The sequence below is a fragment of the Novacetimonas hansenii genome, assembly GCF_014843995.1.
GTDB classification, from domain to species: Bacteria; Pseudomonadota; Alphaproteobacteria; order Acetobacterales; family Acetobacteraceae; genus Novacetimonas; species Novacetimonas hansenii.
The window spans coordinates 3,360,030-3,378,255 of sequence record NZ_CP062147.1 but is presented as its reverse complement, the minus strand read 5'-3'; the positions used below and the strand labels follow the sequence as shown (position 1 = coordinate 3,378,255).

At 60.8% G+C, this 18,226-nt stretch carries 15 protein-coding genes and 1 tRNA gene; 7 read left to right on the top strand and 9 right to left on the bottom strand.

From position 1 onward, the window contains the following. Window positions 1–166: 166 nt before the first annotated feature. From IFJ82_RS14810 to IFJ82_RS14800, 3 genes are all read right to left on the bottom strand, one after another. The gene (locus tag IFJ82_RS14810; RefSeq protein WP_062808532.1) at window positions 167–439 is read right to left on the bottom strand and encodes a hypothetical protein; all 273 of its coding nucleotides are present in this window, start codon (window positions 437–439) and stop codon (window positions 167–169) included. Between the two features lie 205 nt (window positions 440–644). Further along, window positions 645–1,721, bottom strand: coding sequence for a zinc-binding metallopeptidase family protein (locus tag IFJ82_RS14805; RefSeq protein ID WP_192265074.1), 1,077 nt, complete (start codon window positions 1,719–1,721; stop codon window positions 645–647). A 56-nt stretch (window positions 1,722–1,777) separates the two neighbouring features. Beyond that, entirely contained in the window at window positions 1,778–2,680 is a 903-nt protein-coding gene (locus IFJ82_RS14800; protein ID WP_081378624.1) for a transglutaminase family protein, read from the bottom strand. Between the two features lie 300 nt (window positions 2,681–2,980). Between IFJ82_RS14800 and IFJ82_RS14795 the strand changes: the two genes are divergently transcribed. After that, window positions 2,981–4,453 carry a circularly permuted type 2 ATP-grasp protein gene (locus IFJ82_RS14795; protein WP_003617472.1) on the top strand — a complete coding sequence of 491 codons (1,473 nt, stop codon included), beginning with the start codon at window positions 2,981–2,983 and terminating at the stop codon, window positions 4,451–4,453. Continuing rightward, window positions 4,435–5,484: an alpha-E domain-containing protein gene (locus tag IFJ82_RS14790; protein ID WP_040510386.1), complete on the top strand. Its 1,050-nt coding sequence runs from the start codon at window positions 4,435–4,437 to the stop codon at window positions 5,482–5,484. Before IFJ82_RS14795 ends, IFJ82_RS14790 begins: the two co-directional genes overlap by 19 nt. Window positions 5,485–5,792: 308 nt before the next feature. Here the strand turns inward: IFJ82_RS14790 and IFJ82_RS14785 are convergent, their stop codons facing one another. From IFJ82_RS14785 to IFJ82_RS14760, 6 genes are all read right to left on the bottom strand, one after another. Further along, window positions 5,793–8,351 (bottom strand): EAL domain-containing protein, encoded by a 2,559-nt coding sequence (locus IFJ82_RS14785; protein WP_110550136.1) that lies wholly within the window; start codon window positions 8,349–8,351, stop codon window positions 5,793–5,795. Between the two features lie 793 nt (window positions 8,352–9,144). Further along, window positions 9,145–9,219, bottom strand: a tRNA-Gln gene (locus tag IFJ82_RS14780). A 98-nt stretch (window positions 9,220–9,317) separates the two neighbouring features. Next, entirely contained in the window at window positions 9,318–9,974 is a 657-nt protein-coding gene (locus IFJ82_RS14775; RefSeq protein ID WP_062808535.1) for a hypothetical protein, read from the bottom strand. A 134-nt stretch (window positions 9,975–10,108) separates the two neighbouring features. Further along, window positions 10,109–10,939: a pyrroline-5-carboxylate reductase gene (gene proC, locus IFJ82_RS14770; RefSeq protein ID WP_192265072.1), complete on the bottom strand. Its 831-nt coding sequence runs from the start codon at window positions 10,937–10,939 to the stop codon at window positions 10,109–10,111. Beyond that, window positions 10,939–11,442, bottom strand: a complete 504-nt coding sequence (locus tag IFJ82_RS14765; RefSeq protein ID WP_003617481.1) for a type III secretion system chaperone family protein — start codon at window positions 11,440–11,442, stop codon at window positions 10,939–10,941. The genes proC and IFJ82_RS14765 overlap by 1 nt, the downstream gene beginning before the upstream one ends. Before the next feature lie 300 nt (window positions 11,443–11,742). Then, a complete protein-coding gene (locus IFJ82_RS14760; RefSeq protein WP_003617484.1) occupies window positions 11,743–12,036 on the bottom strand; it encodes an accessory factor UbiK family protein in 294 nt (97 codons plus the stop codon). Between the two features lie 400 nt (window positions 12,037–12,436). On the opposite strand from IFJ82_RS14760, the gene rfaD reads away from it, so the two are divergent. From rfaD to IFJ82_RS14735, 5 genes are all read left to right on the top strand, one after another. Next, a complete protein-coding gene (rfaD, locus tag IFJ82_RS14755; RefSeq protein ID WP_075632391.1) occupies window positions 12,437–13,417 on the top strand; it encodes an ADP-glyceromanno-heptose 6-epimerase in 981 nt (326 codons plus the stop codon). Window positions 13,418–13,752: 335 nt separating this feature from the next. Next, window positions 13,753–14,616 carry a prolipoprotein diacylglyceryl transferase gene (gene lgt / locus IFJ82_RS14750; RefSeq protein ID WP_192265070.1) on the top strand — a complete coding sequence of 288 codons (864 nt, stop codon included), beginning with the start codon at window positions 13,753–13,755 and terminating at the stop codon, window positions 14,614–14,616. Next, window positions 14,613–15,716: a class I SAM-dependent methyltransferase gene (locus IFJ82_RS14745; RefSeq protein WP_192265069.1), complete on the top strand. Its 1,104-nt coding sequence runs from the start codon at window positions 14,613–14,615 to the stop codon at window positions 15,714–15,716. The genes lgt and IFJ82_RS14745 overlap by 4 nt, the downstream gene beginning before the upstream one ends. A 77-nt stretch (window positions 15,717–15,793) precedes the next feature. After that, window positions 15,794–16,609, top strand: coding sequence for a peptidoglycan editing factor PgeF (gene pgeF / locus IFJ82_RS14740; RefSeq protein WP_192265067.1), 816 nt, complete (start codon window positions 15,794–15,796; stop codon window positions 16,607–16,609). A 7-nt stretch (window positions 16,610–16,616) separates the two neighbouring features. Next, complete coding sequence (locus tag IFJ82_RS14735; protein ID WP_225578704.1) at window positions 16,617–18,113, top strand: hypothetical protein; 1,497 nt, start codon at window positions 16,617–16,619, stop codon at window positions 18,111–18,113. Window positions 18,114–18,226 lie beyond the last annotated feature (113 nt).

The window sequence follows — 18,226 nt, the reverse complement described above, 5'->3', positions numbered from 1 at the left end:
ATGTTTTTGAAAGCGGATTCTTTGGGAATCTGAACTTTCGCTCTCATTTACCCGTGGGTCGATTTCAGAATAACCATGTGGACATGGTAAAAAGGGGGAACCCCTCTATGGGAGTTCCCCCTTCATAACCAATCACGGCCCGCCATTCAGGCGGGATCACGGCAGGTCAGTTGTTGTTGCTGTCGTTGCTGGTGTTGCCGTCGTGGTTGTGGTGCTTGCCGCCATGGTGCCTGCCCTCGTGATGTTCACCTTCATGGTGCTCACCTTCTTTATGCTCGCCACCATTTTCGCCATCGCGATGTTCGCCGTGGTTGCCCTGCTCTTCATGGCGCTCTTCGTGGTGGTGGTTGTTTTGCTCGTCCTGCGCCATGGCGGGAACGCCATACGCACCAAGGGCACCAGCAACACCGGCAATCATCAGGAAACGTGTAAACTTCATGAAATGTCCCTCCTATTTATTTCATCAATAAAGCATTATGAACGCGACCTTATAGTGTCTTTAATGTGTACAAATGTTTCAGTCCGAAATAATTGAAAAATAAATTTATAGTTTTTTAATAAATATATTAAGGGCGGACAAGACTATACGATTCTGGACATGGATCATGGGTGTTCCACAAGATTTGTTTGCGGTGTGACGGGTTTTACTGTCTGTCACGTGCCGCATGTACCAGCGTATGGATAAATGACAGCTTGCGCAGAATGGCCGGTGTCAGCACGAAAGGATAGAAATCCGCCAGTCCCATGGACCGGTTCAGGCTGTTGACGGCATAGGTCAGTGGCAGCCACCCCTGCGCAATGGTATCGAATGCCGCCACGTCATAGGGATTGTCGTCAATCATGGCGCGCTGGCTCTGTGGATTGCCGGGCTGTTCACGCACCGTCATGCCATAGGCCCATGCCGTTTCCAGCGTGGAGACGATGTGCAGGTAATGCGCCCATGTCTCTGCAAAATCCTCCCACGGGTGGCAGGTGGCGTATTCGCTGACATAATGCGTCCGCCATCCCTGTGGTGGCCCATTTTCATAATGCCGTTGCAACGCCTGTTGGTAATCCATGCGGTCATCGCCGAAAATGGCCCTGCATTGCGTCAGGAACTGCTCGTCGCGTACCAGCAGGTTCCAGTAATAATGTCCGATTTCATGGCGGAAATGGCCCAGCAGCGTGCGGTAAGGTTCGCCCATTTCCATGCGCATCTTCTCGCGCTGGGCATCATCGGCTTCGCGCAGGGCGATGGTGATCAGGCCGTTCTGGTGCCCCGTCATGACCGGTGGCCCCTTGGGTGCGTCATCAAGGAAATCGAAGGCCAGCCCCTCTGTGGGGTCCTGTTGGCGCGTATGCATCGGCAGGTGAAGGCGCAGCAACGTATAGAACAGGCGATGCTTGGCGATTTCGATCTTGTGCCATCGTTCCAGGTTGCCGGGCACGGACAGGTTGGGGATGATGCGGTTGAACTGGCATGCAACGCAGAATGCCTGTCCGGGCTGGCTGGCGGGGATCAGCCAGTTGCAGGTTCCATGGGCATGGTTGGCGCAGAATCGGTAAGGGCCGTCATCTGCACGTGTATCAAGCGCATGCCATGCGTTGCCATCTTCGGTCGGGGTCAGTGCAGACAGGCTGTTAAGGGTGGGGATATAGCCTAGCCGGTGCCCACAGCGTTCGCAGGCCGTATTTTCGAAAAACAGGACCTGATCGCAAGACTGGCATGAAAAGAGTTGCACGGCTGTTTGCTTTCCGTAACGCGAAGGGGTGCATGTGCCACGCCCCATGGGGAAAGTCAGGATATGGCATTCCCGTGTGGGTCGTGACAGTCCTTTATCTTCTGGGCCTTTATCTCATGGGCCTTTGTGTTGTCGCTGCGGCCTGCATGATGAAGGGTCATCGAAACGTCGAGGGTTGCGTTACAACTGTCGAGCAGCCCTGAAACCGGGGCGACCTGTTCGGGATGTGCCGCCGCTGCCAGCGCGATGTGTCCCCGTGACGTCAGCAGTCCCGACGTGGTGTCGAACCCCACCCATCCGATGTCGGGGATATGGGCCTGTGCCCAGGCATGCAGGTCGCATGTCGTGCCGCTGGCATCGGGTTGTATCAGGTATCCCGACACGAAACGCGCGGGTATGCCCATGTGGCGCAGGACCTGTATGAACAGCCACGCGCTGTCACGGCATGATCCCGTCTGGCGGCCCAGTGTTTCTTCGGCGTCCCAGACACCGGCCTCCATGCGGGTGCGGTAGGTGGTGCGGGTGGCAATCATCCGGTTGATCGCCGCCAGCCGGGCGCATGGGTCGGCAGTGTGGATCGACGCGGCCTCCGCAACGAAGGCGCGCAGGTGCGGCCCGGCGGCCTGTGGCGTCATGAAGGTGCCAAGCGCCGGGGCCGGGGTGGGGATAAGCTCGGCGCACGGGGCGGAACCTGTTGCTGGGGCAAGGTCCGCCGTCAGGCGCACCGTGATGTCGAAATCACGAACCTGCCGGTCAAATGTGATGTGGGCTTCGTGGTTGCCAAAATCATCATGTCGCCATGTCCTGTGGTGGTCATGGGGCGCAATATCCATGGCATAGGATACGATGGGGGTCGGGCATGCCGCGTGCGGGCGCAGGCGGATGGTCTGGGGGCCAAGGAAAACCGGGCGGTCGTAATGGTAGCTTGTCCGGTGAACCAGCGTGACGGGCCGGTTCATCACAGGGGGGCTTTCACGAAAGCATGTCGTACAAGAAAAGGCATCATGTTCCCGGACCGCCATGCGTACAATGTATCAGGCACGCGCCCCCCATGCATTGCATGACTTTGCCAGCAGCACCATACGCTGTGGTCATTTCGTTGAAGGAATGGCGAAAAAAGGAAATGGCATGCAGATTTCACCTTGGCAAGAACGTGTTTTCTTGCTCCGCTAAGTCGTAAGCGTAACGAAATGGCAGGTGGGTGGGCATGTTTCCGTCACGCCTGACCCCCCTTCCGCCAAGGGTACGGGAGCAGGGGCATGAATGATACGGTGGGGCGCGGCCAGGGACAGGGCGCGGGGCTGTTTGCGACATATGACGTGCCATCGTCCTTTTGCGAACTCATGCACCGTGCCGATCCCGCCACTCCGGGCCTGCGCTGCGTGCGCGACCGGCTGGCGCATTTCGACCTTGATGAGCTGCGTCGTCGCACCGCGGCGGTGGAGGCACAGCTTTATCGCCTGGGTATTACCTTTACCGTCTATACCGATAATCAGGCCATCGACCGCATCCTGCCCTTTGACGTGGTGCCGCGGATCCTGACGGCGGCGGAATGGGATCATGTGGAACGCGGCGTGCGTCAGCGCGTGCAGGCGATCAACCTGTTCCTGTGGGACATTTACCATGACCGCCACATCCTGCGTGACGGGATCATCCCGTCGGAAATGGTGTTGGGCAATGCCAATTACTGTTCCGCGATGGTGGGGCTTGACGTGCCGGGCGGGGTCTATGTCCATGTCAACGGCACGGACCTGGTGCGCGACCCCGCCGGGCGTTTCCTGATATTGGAGGATAACGCCCGTACGCCGTCGGGCGTGTCCTATGTCATTGAAAACCGGCACATGATGTTGCGCATGATGCCTGACCTTGCCTCCGGTCTGGATATCCGCCCGGTTGACGAATATGGCCCCCGCCTGCATCGCGCGCTGGCGGAAACCGCGCCGCAGGGCGTGGACGACCCGCAGGTCGTGCTGCTGTCGCCGGGTATTTATAATGCGGCGTATTTCGAACATGTCTTCCTTGCACGCGAAATGGGCATTCCCCTTGTAGAGGGGCGTGACCTCATGGTTGTCGATGGTCGCGTTTTCATGCGTACGGTCGCGGGGCTGTCGCCGGTCCATACGATCTATCGTCGCCTGAATGACGATTTCCTTGACCCGGAGGTCTTCAATCCCGACAGCCTGCTTGGTGTGCCGGGGCTGGTGAATGCCTATCGCCGGGGGAATGTCACCATCGCCAATGCCCTTGGGACCGGCGTTGCCGATGACAAGGCGGTCTATGCCTATATGCCGCGTATCATCCGGTATTATCTGGATCAGGACCCCATCCTTGATAATGTGGAAACCCATATCTGTGCGGAGAAGGCGGGGCTGGATTACACGCTGGCGAATCTTGAACATCTCGTGGTCAAGCCGGTTGGGGAATCCGGGGGATATGGGCTGCTGATCGGGCCGCATGCCACGTCGGCCGAACTGGATGATTTCCGTGCGCGCCTGATGGCTGATCCCGCCAATTATATCAGCCAGCCCGTCATCAACCTGTCGGTTTCACCCACATTGTGCCCGGCTGGGCTGGAGGCGCGACATGTGGACCTGCGTCCCTTTGCCGTGACGGGCAAGGATACATGGGTGCTGCCCGGTGGCCTGTCGCGCGTGGCGTTGCGCAAGGGATCGCTGGTGGTCAATTCCTCGCAGGGGGGTGGTTCAAAGGACACATGGGTGCTTGCGTCATGAAAAATCTTTCGGTTTTCCCCACACCCGTCCTGCCGGGCCTTCATAACCTGCTGTCACGTTATGCCGAGAGCATGACATGGATGGCGCGTTATATGGAGCGCATCGAAAACCTTGCCCGCCTGATTGAGGTGACGGGCACCTTTGTCCGTCCCCGCAATGGTCATGCGGGGTGGGAATCCCTGCTGCAGATCAACGCGGACGAGGACCGTTTCCATGCAATACATGAGGAGGCGTCGGAACATGCGGTCGTGGGATTTTATATCACCGAACGTGACAATCCCGGTTCCATTGCCGGGATGGCCCATGGCGTACGTGAAAATGCCCGGGCGTTGCGTCCACTGATTTCCACGGAAATGTGGATGCACCTGAACGTCTTTACGCAATGGGTGCGCGACCTGACGCCGCGCGATGTTCGGGCCGGCAGCCTGTCGGGCATCTGCACGCGCCTGAAACAGGAATGCCAGACCCATTTCGGCATTACCGAAGGCACGTTGTACCGTGATCAGGCATGGCTGTTCTATGTGCTGGGCAAATATCTGGAACGGGCGGACCAGATCACCCGCCTGTTGGATATCAAATATCACATCCTGTTGCCGCGCGGGGTTGATGTCGGGTCCGATATCGACACCAGCCAGTGGACATCCGTCCTGCGGTCTGCTGCGGCCTATCACGCGTTCCGCCGTGTGCTGCCATCGGGGATGACACCGGTGAACATCGTCGGATTCCTGCTCAAAAATGATGGGTTTCCGCGTTCACTTTCCACCAGCCTGCGTCAGGTTCATTCCGCGTTGGGGTTGCTGTCGGGGGAATATCGCCTGCGCCACAGCAGCCACATCCTTGAACGGGTGGAGGAATTGCGCGTAACCCTTGCGGAACAGACCGCCGAGGAAATCATCGGGCGCGGCCTGCATGAATATATGGAATGGATGCAGTGCCAGTTGCGCCAGATTCAGGAGGAAATCATGCAGGCGTTCTGGCCTGCCGTGCCGGTGCCTGTATCGGTCGCGATGTCAGGGGGGCAGGTGCAGTAATGCGCGTGGCCATGCCCCCGCCGGGGGTGGGTGACCCCATATAAAATGCAAGGGCGTGCCGCGCGCGGATATTTCCACTCCCCCCCAGGTCACGCCGCTTTTTTAAGAGACTGTTTGAAAAGTAAGTCTCAATAACATCCTGAAATCATAAAAGTTTTTGGTGAAGCTTTTTCCAAAAAGCTTCAGAAGACGCTGCCTTTTTAAAAAAGGCAGCACCCAAAAACTTTTCGTGTTTTTTATCAGTGAGTTGTTTTCAAACACTCTCTAAGAAAAAGGCGGCATCCGGAAGCTCTTGCTCACCCCTGCCGTCAGGCCGGGGCAATTTCCTTGGGCGTATAGCCCGCAAGCCATGTGATGAGGTCGTCAGAGGCAAGCGGCTTTGAGAACATGTAGCCCTGCAGCACATCGCAATCCATGTTGACCAGGATCTGGCGCTGTTCTTCATGCTCCACCCCTTCGGCAACCACGGTCATGCCCAGACTCTGGCCAATGCGGATCACCGCGGTTACGACCGAACGGACCTTGTCCACTGTTTCCAGACCGTTCATGAAGCTGCGGTCGATCTTCACCTCGTTGACCGGCAGGCCAGCAAGGTTCGACAGGCTAGAGAAGCCGGTCCCGAAATCGTCCATCGACATGCCGACCCCCAGTTCACGCAACGCCTGTGCGGCCTTGATGGTGCGGTCATAATTGTCGATCATCGTGCTTTCGGTAATTTCCACCATCAGGCGTGCAGGCGGGATACCTGTTTCTTCCAGGACTTCCGCCACGAATTCCGGCAGCTTTTCATCGCGGAAATGCAGCGGGGACAGGTTGACCGACACGGTGGGGACATCAATCCCGTCGCGGATCCATTCGGCCATCTGGCGACATGCCGCGCGCATCGACCATTTGCCGATGGCCTCGATCTGTCCTGTTTCCTCCGCCACGGCGATGAAGCGCGCAGGGGAAATGAACCCAAGGGTCGGGTCGTTCCAGCGTGACAGCGCCTCCACCCCATACATCTTGCCCGTGCGGGCATGTACCTGCGGCTGATAGACAAGGCGCAGGCGATCATGCGCAATCGCATCACGCAACGCCGCAGCAAGGATCAGGCGGTCCGTAGCCTGCTGGTTCATCTTGGGGCTGAAGAAGCAGTAATTGGCCCCCCCATGCGCCTTTGCCTGGAACATCGCCGTTTCGGCATGCTTGAGCAGTGTCTCCCCCGCCTCACCATTCTCGGGATAGACGCTGATCCCGATGCTGGCGGAAAATGTGACGGATACGTCGCCTACCTGCATCGGTTGGGACAGCAGGCGCAGGACCATGTCAGACAGGGATGACGCATGCTGCTGGATGCCGCTGGTGATGATCGTGAACTGATCGCCGCCGGACCGTACGATCGTGTCGTCGATGCCGATCGCATCACGCAGTTGCGTCGCGATATAGGAAATCAGGTCATCGCCCGCCGCATGGCCGAAGACATCGTTGATGTTCTTGAAATTATCCAGTCCCAGCGACAGCAGCATGAAATTGCCGCGTGTGGGACGGCGCAGCATCTTGTCGAGGTGCTGGCGCAGCCACATCCGGTTCGGCAGGCCCGTCAGCGTATCGAAATGCGACAGCTTGGCGATATGTTCCTTTGCCTCGTACCGCTCCAGCGCCAGCGTACACAGATGCAGGCTGGCGCTGACGGCCTTCTGGCACCATGATTGCGGCTGGCGCTTGGTGCGGAAATACAGGGTGAACACCCCGGCCACCCTGCCGCCACGCAGTACGATGGGGGTGGCCCATGCGGCGCGGATGCCGTTGCGCATGGCCGCCGAACGCAGCGTCAGCCATTTGGGGTCAATCTCGATATCGGGGGAGGTAATGCTTTTCCCGGTATAGGCGGCGACGCCGCTGCTGCCGACATCCGGCCCGATTTCAAGGGAATCGAACAGTTCGACCAGCGACAGCGGCAGGCTGGCGCGACCGACGCATTTCAGCTTGGAACTGTTATCCACCGTAAAGATGGCGGGCATCACGTCGAGGCCGTTATTTTCAATGCGGCGGCAGATGAAATCCATGATTTCGCGCAGGCTGAGATCGCTGGAGATTGCCTCCAGCGCGTCGCGCTGCAACGTTTCGAGGAAATGGTTTTCTGTAATGTCCGTCAGCACGACGACGATATTCTCGATATCGCCATGGTCTTCGAACACCGGGTTCATCGTGGCCGAAACCCAGATGTCGCGTCCGTTCTTGTGCCGTGCGCGGATGTCCAGGGTAAAGCCCTTGTCATTCTGCGCCCCGGCATGAAGCTGGTTCAGCGTGCTGATATCCGTCGTGTCGCCCGCCAGGATGACCGACAGGCCATGGCCGATGACGTGGCTGGGTTCATAGCCGAACATGTCGGTAAAGGCCCGGTTGACGTAAATCAGCCTGAATTCAGGATCGAGGATGACCACCCCACGATCGGTTTCGCGTACCACAAGTGATAGCAGGCGGATTTTTTCGCGGTCCGCCACCTCCTGGGAAATGTCACGGATCAACGCCATGTAGCCGATCTTGCCGCTGACTGAAATGCGTGACAGCGACAGTTCCGCCCAGAAGCTGGTACCGTCGAAACGTTCCACCTGCACCTCGCGCGAGGTGCCGACGATCTTGTTGATGCCCGTGTCGCGATTATGCTTGATCAGGTCATCATGGGATGAGCGGATCTTGCGCGGGACCAGCACGTTGACGTTGCGGCCCAGCACATCCGCGCGCGTGCAGTTCCACAGCCGTTCAGCCGCGCTGTTGAAGAATGTAACCGTGTTGGTCTCATCAATCAGGACGACCCCCAGAATGGTCTGTTCAAGGGCAGGCAGGACTGTGACCTGCGTGTCATCGAGGGTGTCCCGGGGCATGGCGAACTCCACAATTTCAGATGCGAACCAGATTACAGGCAGAAAATGCAAAAAGCCCCGCGACGGAAATGACGGGTCGCAGCGGGTGGGAATGAAGGGAATGAAATGCGGATGTGCGGGCGTATCATCGTGGCCCCGTGCCCATGTTGCATCGGGGCCAAGCCTGCAGCAAACAGGCGGGGCACTGTAAACGGGCAGCAGGAGACTGATTGTCGTAAAGAGGCATCCAGCAGTCTGATTTTATCATGGCACCAGAAGTAGATTTGTAAATTCGTGAAATAATATCAAAAACTTATGATCCTCTCTATAAGTTTAAAAAAACATTAATAACTGTTGCGGCTAATTTAAATCACATTTTTGTGATATTTGCGTGTCATATCATATTCATACCGGCATCACGGGACCAGAACGTTCCCGTCCCGCGACTGTACACCGCCAGCGCACATTACGGGCAGTCCGCACTTTGGTGGGAGAATTCCCCCAACGTTCCTGTGTGCATGACGGGCAACGGCCATATGTGAACACATGTATGATAAATGTTAAAAAAGAATATCGGAAATACGGAAATCCAAGCGCTGACCCGGTCCTGATTGGCATGGGGCCTGCGCATCATGCGCCATGCGGATTTTGCGTCGTACGATTCGAACAGAAGGGGGCATTTGTCCCCCGTATCGCAATGGACGCGTCACAGTCGCAACGGTGCGCCACAAAAACAGCAATGCTGCCTGCACCCGGCAGGGGCCTCTCCAGAGAGGGGCGGCGTGCGGGGATAGGGATGATTTGGAAAATCGGCTGGCTGGGGCGGGAGGATTCGAACCTCCGCATGGCGGAATCAAAATCCGCTGCCTTACCGCTTGGCTACGCCCCAATTTTTACGAACGATTCGTCGTTGCTGCCGCACTTCTAAAGCGCGAAGCGGGTGCGCGTAAAGGGGCAACAGCACTTCGACGGATGGAAAAGCCGTTTTCAGGCAAAAGGTTCCAACGGCAGGTCCACACTTGGGTCCGTGGAGAAGTCATGCGCCCCGAGGCCCGTGGCGGATTCCGGTGCATCAGTGGCCTTGCCGCGTCCGGGCAGTGCGCTGAAACGCAGCGCCTTGTCGAGTGCCTTGTCGAGGGTGGCCATGGTGGTGCCCATGTCCTGGCTGTCATCCTTGTCCCATGCACGCAGTGTCAGGGTCCATGCCCCAAGCAGCGCCTGGACACGCAGCGCGCCCGCCAGTCCGCTGACTTCCAGACCTGCGGCGCCAAGCATCCATTTCATGCTTTCGACCGTCGCCCCACCCAGCAGCAGCGCCAGTGGCGGGTCGAACGGCAGCGCACGCAGCGCGGCGCGCACACCGGGGCGGTACTGTTGGAATACATCAAGGCGACGCATCAGCAGGTCGAACAGTTTTTCACGCGGGGTGCCGGTTGATCCGTCATCCACCAGCGCCGCTTCATCCGCAAGGCGCCCCAGCGTCAGCAGGATATTCGCCTTGAACGCAAAGCGCTTGCGCGCGACATCCAGACTCAGTCCCGCATCGCGTGCGGCATCAACAACCGTCATTCGCCGCCAGCCGTAAAGGGCGGCGCGCTCCATCGCGGCGCGGAGAAGGGCATCGTCAAACTGGTCGTTGTCCATGGAAATCACGATCTTCCGGATGTCTTGTCTGCCCGGGCGTGTCGGGTGCGCATATGATGCAATGACACGGGCCGGGCGCTGACGTGATATGGCGAAAGGTTTCGCCGGGTTGTGGCCGTTATATTGCGCGTATCTCAGGATGCAAGTTCACGTGCCCGTTCGGTTGCCGCCCGTACTGCCGCATGCAGGGTGGCAGGCCATGCATCGGGGGCCATCAGGACCGACAATGCCTGTTGCGTGGTGCCGCCCGGGCTTGTGACGTTGCGGCGCAGTTCGTCGGCGTCGATCCCGCTGCGCTGCATCAGCACGCCCGCGCCCGAAACCGTCTGGCGTGCGATCTGGCGTGCAAGGGCGCGGGGCAATCCCCCCTCTATGCCCGCCTGTTCAAGAAGTTCCGCCAGCAAGAAGACATAGGCCGGGCCGCTGCCGGAAATGGCGGTCACGACATTGATGTCATCTTCGTGCGTAATCCATGCGGTCTGTCCCACTGCGGACAGGACCCGGTCGCACAGCGCGCGTTGCGCCGCGCTGGCGCATGGTGGCGCATAGGAGACGGTCATGCCTTCGCCCACCGCCGCAGGGGTGTTGGGCATCGACCGGATGACGACGGGGTGCGCGCCGGGGGGCATATGGGCACGCAATGCGTCCGTCAGGCCACCGACCGTTCGCCCCGCGAGGACCGACAGTACCGGTGCATGGGTGGCCAACGGTGCGACGGCGGCGATGGCGGCCGCCACCTTCTGTGGCTTCATGGCCAGTACGATCAGGGCAGGGCGGAAATCCGCCGGCAGGTCCGCCACGTCACGGACCAGACGGTGTGGCGCGGGCAGCGTGTCACGATGGCGATCGACGACGACGGAGGGGGCAAGCCCCTCCGCCAGCCATCCTTCGAGCATCGCGCCGCCCATTTTCCCGCATCCGATCAGCAGGATGGACGGAAGGGGAGTGGCCTGCGCATCCGCCATCACGCCATACCCGCACAGTCGAGCATTGCGGCTTCGAGTGCTTCTGTGGGGGATTTCCCGCCCCATAGTACGAACTGGAACGCGGGATAGAAACGCTCGCACTCCGTCAGGGCGATGTCGATCATGTCCTCAAGGCTTTCGACCGATGCGCCGGGCGCGCCACGCAGCAGGACGGCATGGCGAAACAGGGGCATGCCATTGTCCAGGTCCATGCCAAAATGTCCGATCCACAGGCGTTCGTTCGCCAGCGCAACAAGTTCGAATAGGTTGCGCCGCTGCGCATGGGGGACCTTCAGGTCAAAGGTGCAGGTGAAATGCATCGCGCTGACTTCGCGTGACCACGAGAAGAACAGGCCGTAATCGCACCATTTGCCAGGTGCCTCGGCCGCCATTTCCGAATCATTGCGCCGGTCGAAAGCCCATTCATACCCGCCGACGATCTGTTCCATCAGATCAAGCGGGTTGGAGTCCTTGGGCGTGGTCGTGAAATTCAAGGCAGGCATTTTGGGACTCCCCGAAGCCGTCGTGGAGGGAATCCGGCATTCCCCGGATCCCGAGCGTCTGCAACCCGTTCCCCGCCACAATGGGGGCGTGGGAACGTAATCCCAACCCTATTGCCGGTATGGTCGTGGTGGCAAGCCTGTGGCGATGTGGCGGCTGCTGCATGTCCGGGGCGCATGTTGCGGATTCATGCGCCGGGGGCCGCACCAATGGCGGCAACCTGCGGGCGCGACCCGTCGGCGCGTCCACAGGTCATGCACGCGCTGCCCGCGATGGCGTGTCGCGCCGGACGCCGTGCCGCGTCAGCCGCGATAGGATGTGGCGGCGGGCGTCGTCATGCTGGCTTCAAGGTCGGCGATGCGGGTTTCAAGGGCCGCAATCTGCTTTTCGGTCGTTTCCTGTGCGATTCGCGCACGGGTCGCCATTTCGCGCACGACCTCGAATTCATCGCGGCGGACAAGGTTCAGGTTCGCAAGCGCCTCATCAACGCGGGCGCGGACCATGGCGCCGATTTCCTCGCGCACGCCGGACAGGGCGGAAAAGGCACCGCCGGCAACACCGGCAAGGTCATCAAAAATGCGTGGTCTGGCGGACATCGCGCGTAACTCCTTAGGTCATGGACCGGATGGGCATGGCACGCCGGGTCGCGACGTGCGGTGCGTAAGTATAGCCCCATACCCGTCGCAGAGCCATCCGTGTGGCCATCCATGCCACAACGCCATCCGCGCGGCGGCATGGATGGCGTTGTGGCATGACGAAGTTGGCGCTGTCTTTGTGGTGGTTTATGGCATGGTGTTGCGGCGTTTGCGGACAATAAGAGAGTGTTTGAAAACAACTCATTGATAAAAAACAAGAAAAGTTTTTGGGTGCCCCCTTTTTTCAGACAAGGCGGCGTCTTTCGAAGTTTTTTGGAAAAAGCTTTACCAAAAACCTTTATAATTTCAGGATGTTATCGCGCCTGACTTTTCAAACAGTCTCTAATGGGATTTTGGCGTCATGATCATCATTACAGGCGGCGCGGGGTGTATCGGGTCGTGCCTGCATCAGGCGTTGCAGGCGCGGGGGGAACAGACCGCCATTGTCGATTCGCTGGGTAATGGCGGGAAATGGCATAACCTGTGCAAGCATGTGCCGGATTTCCTGATCGCACCGGCAGACCTGGATGCTTTCCTCGACAGTCGGCCTGACGTGACGGCGGTTTTCCATCTTGGCGCGGTCAACGACACCACCGCCACTGATGGCGACATGGTGTGGCGCACCAATGTGGACCTGTCGCTGCGCCTGCTGGAATGGTGCACGCATGAAGAAGCCCGCTTCATTTATGCATCATCCGCCGCGACATATGGTGCGGCGGACCGGGCGGGAATGTTTTCCGATGATCCGGCGCACCTGCACATGCTGCGCCCCAACAGCCTGTATGGATGGTCCAAGCACGCATTCGACTGCCTGCTGCAACGCCGCCTTGCGCAGGGCGACCTGCAGGGGCTGTCATGGGCGGGGCTGAAGCTGTTCAACGTCTATGGCCCCAATGAATATCACAAGGGAGCCATGGCCTCGCTTGTGCATGCGAAATACGTCGAACTGCGTGCCGGTGGCCCGGCGCGCCTGTTTCGTTCCGACAGGCCGGACGTGGCTGACGGGCATCAGGCGCGTGATTTCATATGGGTGGGGGATGTGGTGTCGGTCATGTTGTGGCTGCTGGATCACCAGCATGTCCACGGGCTGTTCAATTGCGGGACCGGGGTGGCGCGCACCTGTCTCGACCTTGTGGATGCGGTGTGCGATGCGGCGCATGTCGCGCGGCGGGTCGAATTCATCGACATGCCTGCCGCCCTGCGCGGGCAGTACCAATCCTATACCTGCGCCGACATGACGCGCCTGCGCACGGCGGGTTACACACAGGCTTTCACCCCGCTTGCACAGGGTGTGGAACGCTATGTCCGTGCGTATCTTGCCGCTGCCGACCCGTATCTTTAAAGGTTTTGGGTATCGCTTCTTTTTGACATGATGACGCCTTCTGACCTTTGGGTTTGACAAAGCTCCGCCACGACATTGGGGAAATTCGCGATGGTGTGGGATTTTTCATGTCAAACGGATGTGGGGGATTGCCGGATGTGGCAGACCCAATAACATCTTGGGATTATGTGGGACCCTGGGAATGGATTTTCCGCGAACCTTCAGGTAACGCCGCCTTTGCCGCAGGTGGGGATGGCATCGGAAAACGTTTACTTTATTTATTATCAACGGGTTATTTTAATGAAGCAGGCACTGCGGCCCCGTGCCTGTAAAATCCCGATTGTGAAAGTCGCTGCATGCTGCCTGTCCTGATATTCCCGCAATTCGACCCGGTCATGGTGCATTTCGGACCGTTTGGCCTGCGCTGGTATGCGATGGCCTATATCGTGGCACTGGTGGTCGGGTGGCGCGTGGCGCGGCGCCTTGTGGCGCTGGCACCACGTGCGGCGTCCGCGCTGCAGGTCGATGACTTCCTGACCTGGGCGACGCTGGGTGTGGTGCTTGGCGGCAGGCTTGGCTACATCCTGTTTTATCAGCCGGGATATTATCTGTCCCACCCGCTGGCGATCCTGGAGGTCTGGCACGGGGGAATGTCGTTCCATGGCGGGGCCGCAGGGGTCATTATCGCGCTGATCATCTTTACGTGGCGTAATAAACTCAGCTTCCTTGGCTTTTCGGACCGGATCACCACGGTGGTGCCCATCGGGCTTGGGCTGGGGCGGGTCGCCAATTTCATCAATGGCGAATTATGGGGGCGTGAGGCCCCGGCCACCCTGCCATGGGCGATGATCTTTCCCGATGCCGGGCCGGTGCCGCGCCATCCCTCCGAACTGTACGAGGCTTTTGCCGAAGGGCTGGTGCTCTTTACCGTGATGTGGCTGGTGTCACGCAGCCAGAAGGTGCGTGAACATCCCGGCTTCCTCGCGGGGCTGTTCCTGTTCGGTTATGCCATCGCACGCACGGTGTGCGAACTGTTTCGCGAACCGGACTCCTTTATCGGCTTCCTGCCGTTTGGCGTTACCATGGGGCAGGTACTGTGCGTGCCCATGGTGATCGGCGGGCTGGGGCTGATGCTCAATGCCTGCCTGCGTCCCGCGCGCACGGAGCTGATGCCCCCCGATGCCCCCGGGCTGGAGGAGGACGGGGACATCGCCCGATGAATGTTCCTGCCGCGCCTGTCCGGCTGGACCGTTTCATGGCCCGTGCCAATGCGGCGTATTACAGCGGGCGTGACCCGTTTGCCGATTTCATTACCGCGCCCGAAATCTCGCAGATGTTTGGCGAACTCCTTGGCGCATGGGTGGCGGTCACATGGCAGGCCATGGGCACCCCCACGCCCTTTGTCCTGGCGGAGGCCGGGCCGGGCCGCGGGACGCTGATGGCCGATGCGCTGCGCCTGCTGGCACGCGTGGCCCCCGCCTGTTACGCTGCGGCGCGGGTGCATATGGTCGAAACCTCCCCCCGCCTGCGTCAGGTCCAGGCCACGTCGCTGGCGCCGCATGTGGGGGTGTGTGCGCCTGTCTGGCATGATGCGGTGACAGGACTGCCACCGGGGGCGATGATCCTGCTGGCCAATGAATTCCTTGATGCGCTGCCCATCCGGCAGTTCGTGCGCACCGCGCGGGGATGGGACGAACGCAGTGTGGTGGGGGAGGTGTTCGTGACCGCCCCCGCCACTGACCTGCCTGCCGATGGCCCCCTTGCGACACGCGATGTGCCCGAAGGCGAGGTGCTTGAAACCTGCGAGGGCGCGCTTGGCATCGCGCGTCAACTCGGGCGGCGGCTGATGGATGGGATGGGGGCCGCACTGTTCATTGATTACGGGTATGACGGGCCGGGATGGGGCGATACGTTGCAGGCCCTGTGCGATGGGCGTCCGGCATGGCCGCTGGCTCGGCCGGGGATGGCGGACCTGACGGCGCATGTCGATTTTGCGGCATTCGGTATGGCCGCGCGCGCGGGCGGATGCACCACATGGGGCAGTGTGACACAGGGGGCGTTCCTGTCGGCGCTGGGCCTGTTTCCCCGTGCGCAGCAGCTTGCACGCAACCAGCCGCATGAGGTCGCACGCCAGATTGGCGAGGCCGCGCAGCGCCTTGCGGCGCCCGATCGCATGGGCGGCCTGTTTCGTGTCATGGCCCTGACATCGCCCGGCATAACCGGATTGGCGGGATTTGAGGGCTGCATGCCCACCGCGCCAACTTGCGCCGGTGGTGGCGGGAATGCTGGTCCAGCAGAAAGCGGCCAGGCGAAAGATTAAGTCCAGGGAAAGATTAAGTAAGGAAAAGGTAAGTTGGGAAAAGGCGGGCCGGAACACGGCGGACAGGTAACGGGCGGATGATGCAAATGGCGGGGAAGGGGCAACTGGAAGACGATCAGCTGGATGGGGCGATCGTGCGGGCCGGGGCGCTGGGTCATGTGCCACATGGGTTTTTCACCCGCCTTGGGGGGGTATCGACCGGGCCATATGCATCGCTGAACTGCTCCATGCGCAGTGGCGATAATCCTGCCGCCCTGCGTGAAAACCGTGCACGGGTCGCACGCGCGGTGGGGGTCGCGCCAGAACACCTCCTTAGTGTGACGCAGGTCCATGGCCGTGATGTGGTCAGCGTCAGCGCACCATGGGCCGAGGGACAGGGCGCGTCGGCAGATGCCATGGTATGCGCCCGTCCCGGCCTGGCACTGGGGGTCATTACCGCCGATTGCGCACCGGTTCTGTTTGCTGATGTGCGGGGGCAGGTGGTGGGGGCCGCACATGCCGGATGGCGTGGCGCCGCCGCTGGCGTGCTGGAGGAAACGGTTGCTGCGATGTGCGCGCTGGGAAGCCGGGCGGGCGATATCCGTGCCGTGGTCGGCCCCTGTATCGCGCGTGACAGTTACGAGGTCGGGGCTGACATGCGGGACGCGGTGCTGGCGCTGGACGGTACGGCGGGTGCATTTTTCACCCCCGCGCGGCGGGAGGGGCATGACCAGTTCGACCTTGCTGCCTATTGCGTGGCGCGCCTGCATCGTGCGGGCGTGGGGGTGGCGCGGGCGCTGGGGATTGATACCCTGACGGACGAGGGCCGGTTCTTTAGCCATCGCCGCCGCACGCTGGCGGGGGGCGGGAAGATCGGGCACCAGATTTCAGTAATCACCGTGCCCCATGTATGATGCCGCAATGAGGGTAAAGTTTTTCAGGCATGGCGTGATGGCCCTGACGATGTCGGGCCTGTGCTTCCTTGCCGGGTGTCTCGACGTGCCGCATCCGTTCCGTCGCACTGGCCTGTCGCAGCTTTCTGATGCGCCGCCCGCACGACTTGCGGTGCCGTTGCCCACGCAGGCGCTGCTGGTCAACATGGCCGCGCAGACATGGCAGAAGGACATGGTTGCCGCCATGCTGGACCAGTCGGTTCCCGCCGTGGGGCAGGCCGCGAAAAATGGCGACTGGTGGTTACGCATGACCGCCACACTTGAGGGGAACATGGTCGTCCCGACCTATGCCGTGATCACCCCGAAAGGGGAGGTCCGGGGGCAGGTCAAGGGGGCGCCCGTGCCCGCCGCGTCGTGGTCTGGCGGGTCTGATGCGGTAATGATGGCATCGGCGGGACAGGCCGCGCCAGAGGTCGCGACCCTGCTGACCGGTATTCAGGCCGCCCAGATGCAAAAAGACCCGAGCAGCCTGAAAAATCGGCCCGCCCATGTGTTTTTCCAGGGGGTGAGGGGCGCGCCGGGTGATGGGAATGCAGCACTGGCCCGGGCATTTTCCGCATCGTTGCGCGATGCCCACGATCAGGTCCAGCATACGCAGGGCGGGGCCGATTTTACCGTCCTGTGTACCGTGGTCGTAACACAGTTGCCCGCGCCCGGTCCGGCACGTCAGCGCCTGACGCTGACATGGCGTGTGACCGACCCCCATGGCAAGGAAGCCGGGGCCGCGACGCAGATCCATGATATCGCCGCGCATGCGCTTGACCGGAAATGGGGCGATGCCGCCGAAGCCGCGGGCGAGGAAGCCGCCGGGGGCGTGCGACAGATCATCTCGCGCTATTCCGGGCGGGATAATGTGCCGCTTTCTGCGAATGCCGCCACCGTTACGGCCCCGCCTGCCGCGAGTCCGCCCATCGTGCATTCAGCCGCCCCACCACATTCCGTGACCCGGCATGTGCCTGCCATGGCGGAGTCGCCCGTGGCCTCTATCCCCGCGGCCTCCACCCCTGCGGCCTCGACCCCCGTGATATCGACCCCAGTGGCGCCAGCTTCGGTGGCGCCAGTTCAGGTGGTGCCAACCCCGGCGGTGACGGCGTCACCGCTCCCGGTTGCCCGTGTTGCCCCTGCTGCTCCTGTCCCGGCCGCCCCTCCTGTTCCTGTGCCCCCTGTCCCTGCCGCTCCTGTCACACCGCCTGTGGTGGCCAGAGCCACCGCCGTTCCTGCTGTTGCTTCTGTCCCGGCTTCTGCGGTTGTGGCCTCTCCTGCCGCACCACCCGTGATGGTTCCCGCGACGGCGGGGCCGACGATACCGCCATCCGTACCGTCACCCGTGCAAGCGTCCGTTCCGCCTGCCCAGACCGTATCGACACAGGTTCCATCTTCCGCATCGTCCGCCACGCCGTCCACCGCCACACCCGTCACCGTGCCTGCGCGGCACCTGCCGGGGGTGACCCTGCCGCCGCGATAACCGCCCGGCGGCAGGTGTGGCTGTCACGCCACGTTGGGGATGTGTGTTTATGATGCAGGTCCGCGTTGATGTGTTCTGGCCGCACTTCGGGGCGGTGCGGTGGTGACACGGAC

Coding starts and splice junctions, on each gene's coding strand:
- IFJ82_RS14810 (WP_062808532.1), bottom strand. CDS start 439: ATGAAGTTTACACGTTTCCTGATGATTGCCGGTGTTGCTGGTGCCCTT.
- IFJ82_RS14800 (WP_081378624.1), bottom strand. CDS start 2,680: ATGAACCGGCCCGTCACGCTGGTTCACCGGACAAGCTACCATTACGAC.
- IFJ82_RS14795 (WP_003617472.1), top strand. CDS start 2,981: ATGAATGATACGGTGGGGCGCGGCCAGGGACAGGGCGCGGGGCTGTTT.
- IFJ82_RS14790 (WP_040510386.1), top strand. CDS start 4,435: ATGGGTGCTTGCGTCATGAAAAATCTTTCGGTTTTCCCCACACCCGTC.
- IFJ82_RS14785 (WP_110550136.1), bottom strand. CDS start 8,351: ATGCCCCGGGACACCCTCGATGACACGCAGGTCACAGTCCTGCCTGCC.
- IFJ82_RS14775 (WP_062808535.1), bottom strand. CDS start 9,974: ATGGACAACGACCAGTTTGACGATGCCCTTCTCCGCGCCGCGATGGAG.
- proC (WP_192265072.1), bottom strand. CDS start 10,939: ATGGCGGATGCGCAGGCCACTCCCCTTCCGTCCATCCTGCTGATCGGA.
- IFJ82_RS14765 (WP_003617481.1), bottom strand. CDS start 11,442: ATGCCTGCCTTGAATTTCACGACCACGCCCAAGGACTCCAACCCGCTT.
- IFJ82_RS14760 (WP_003617484.1), bottom strand. CDS start 12,036: ATGTCCGCCAGACCACGCATTTTTGATGACCTTGCCGGTGTTGCCGGC.
- rfaD (WP_075632391.1), top strand. CDS start 12,437: ATGATCATCATTACAGGCGGCGCGGGGTGTATCGGGTCGTGCCTGCAT.
- lgt (WP_192265070.1), top strand. CDS start 13,753: ATGCTGCCTGTCCTGATATTCCCGCAATTCGACCCGGTCATGGTGCAT.
- IFJ82_RS14745 (WP_192265069.1), top strand. CDS start 14,613: ATGAATGTTCCTGCCGCGCCTGTCCGGCTGGACCGTTTCATGGCCCGT.
- pgeF (WP_192265067.1), top strand. CDS start 15,794: ATGATGCAAATGGCGGGGAAGGGGCAACTGGAAGACGATCAGCTGGAT.
- IFJ82_RS14735 (WP_225578704.1), top strand. CDS start 16,617: ATGAGGGTAAAGTTTTTCAGGCATGGCGTGATGGCCCTGACGATGTCG.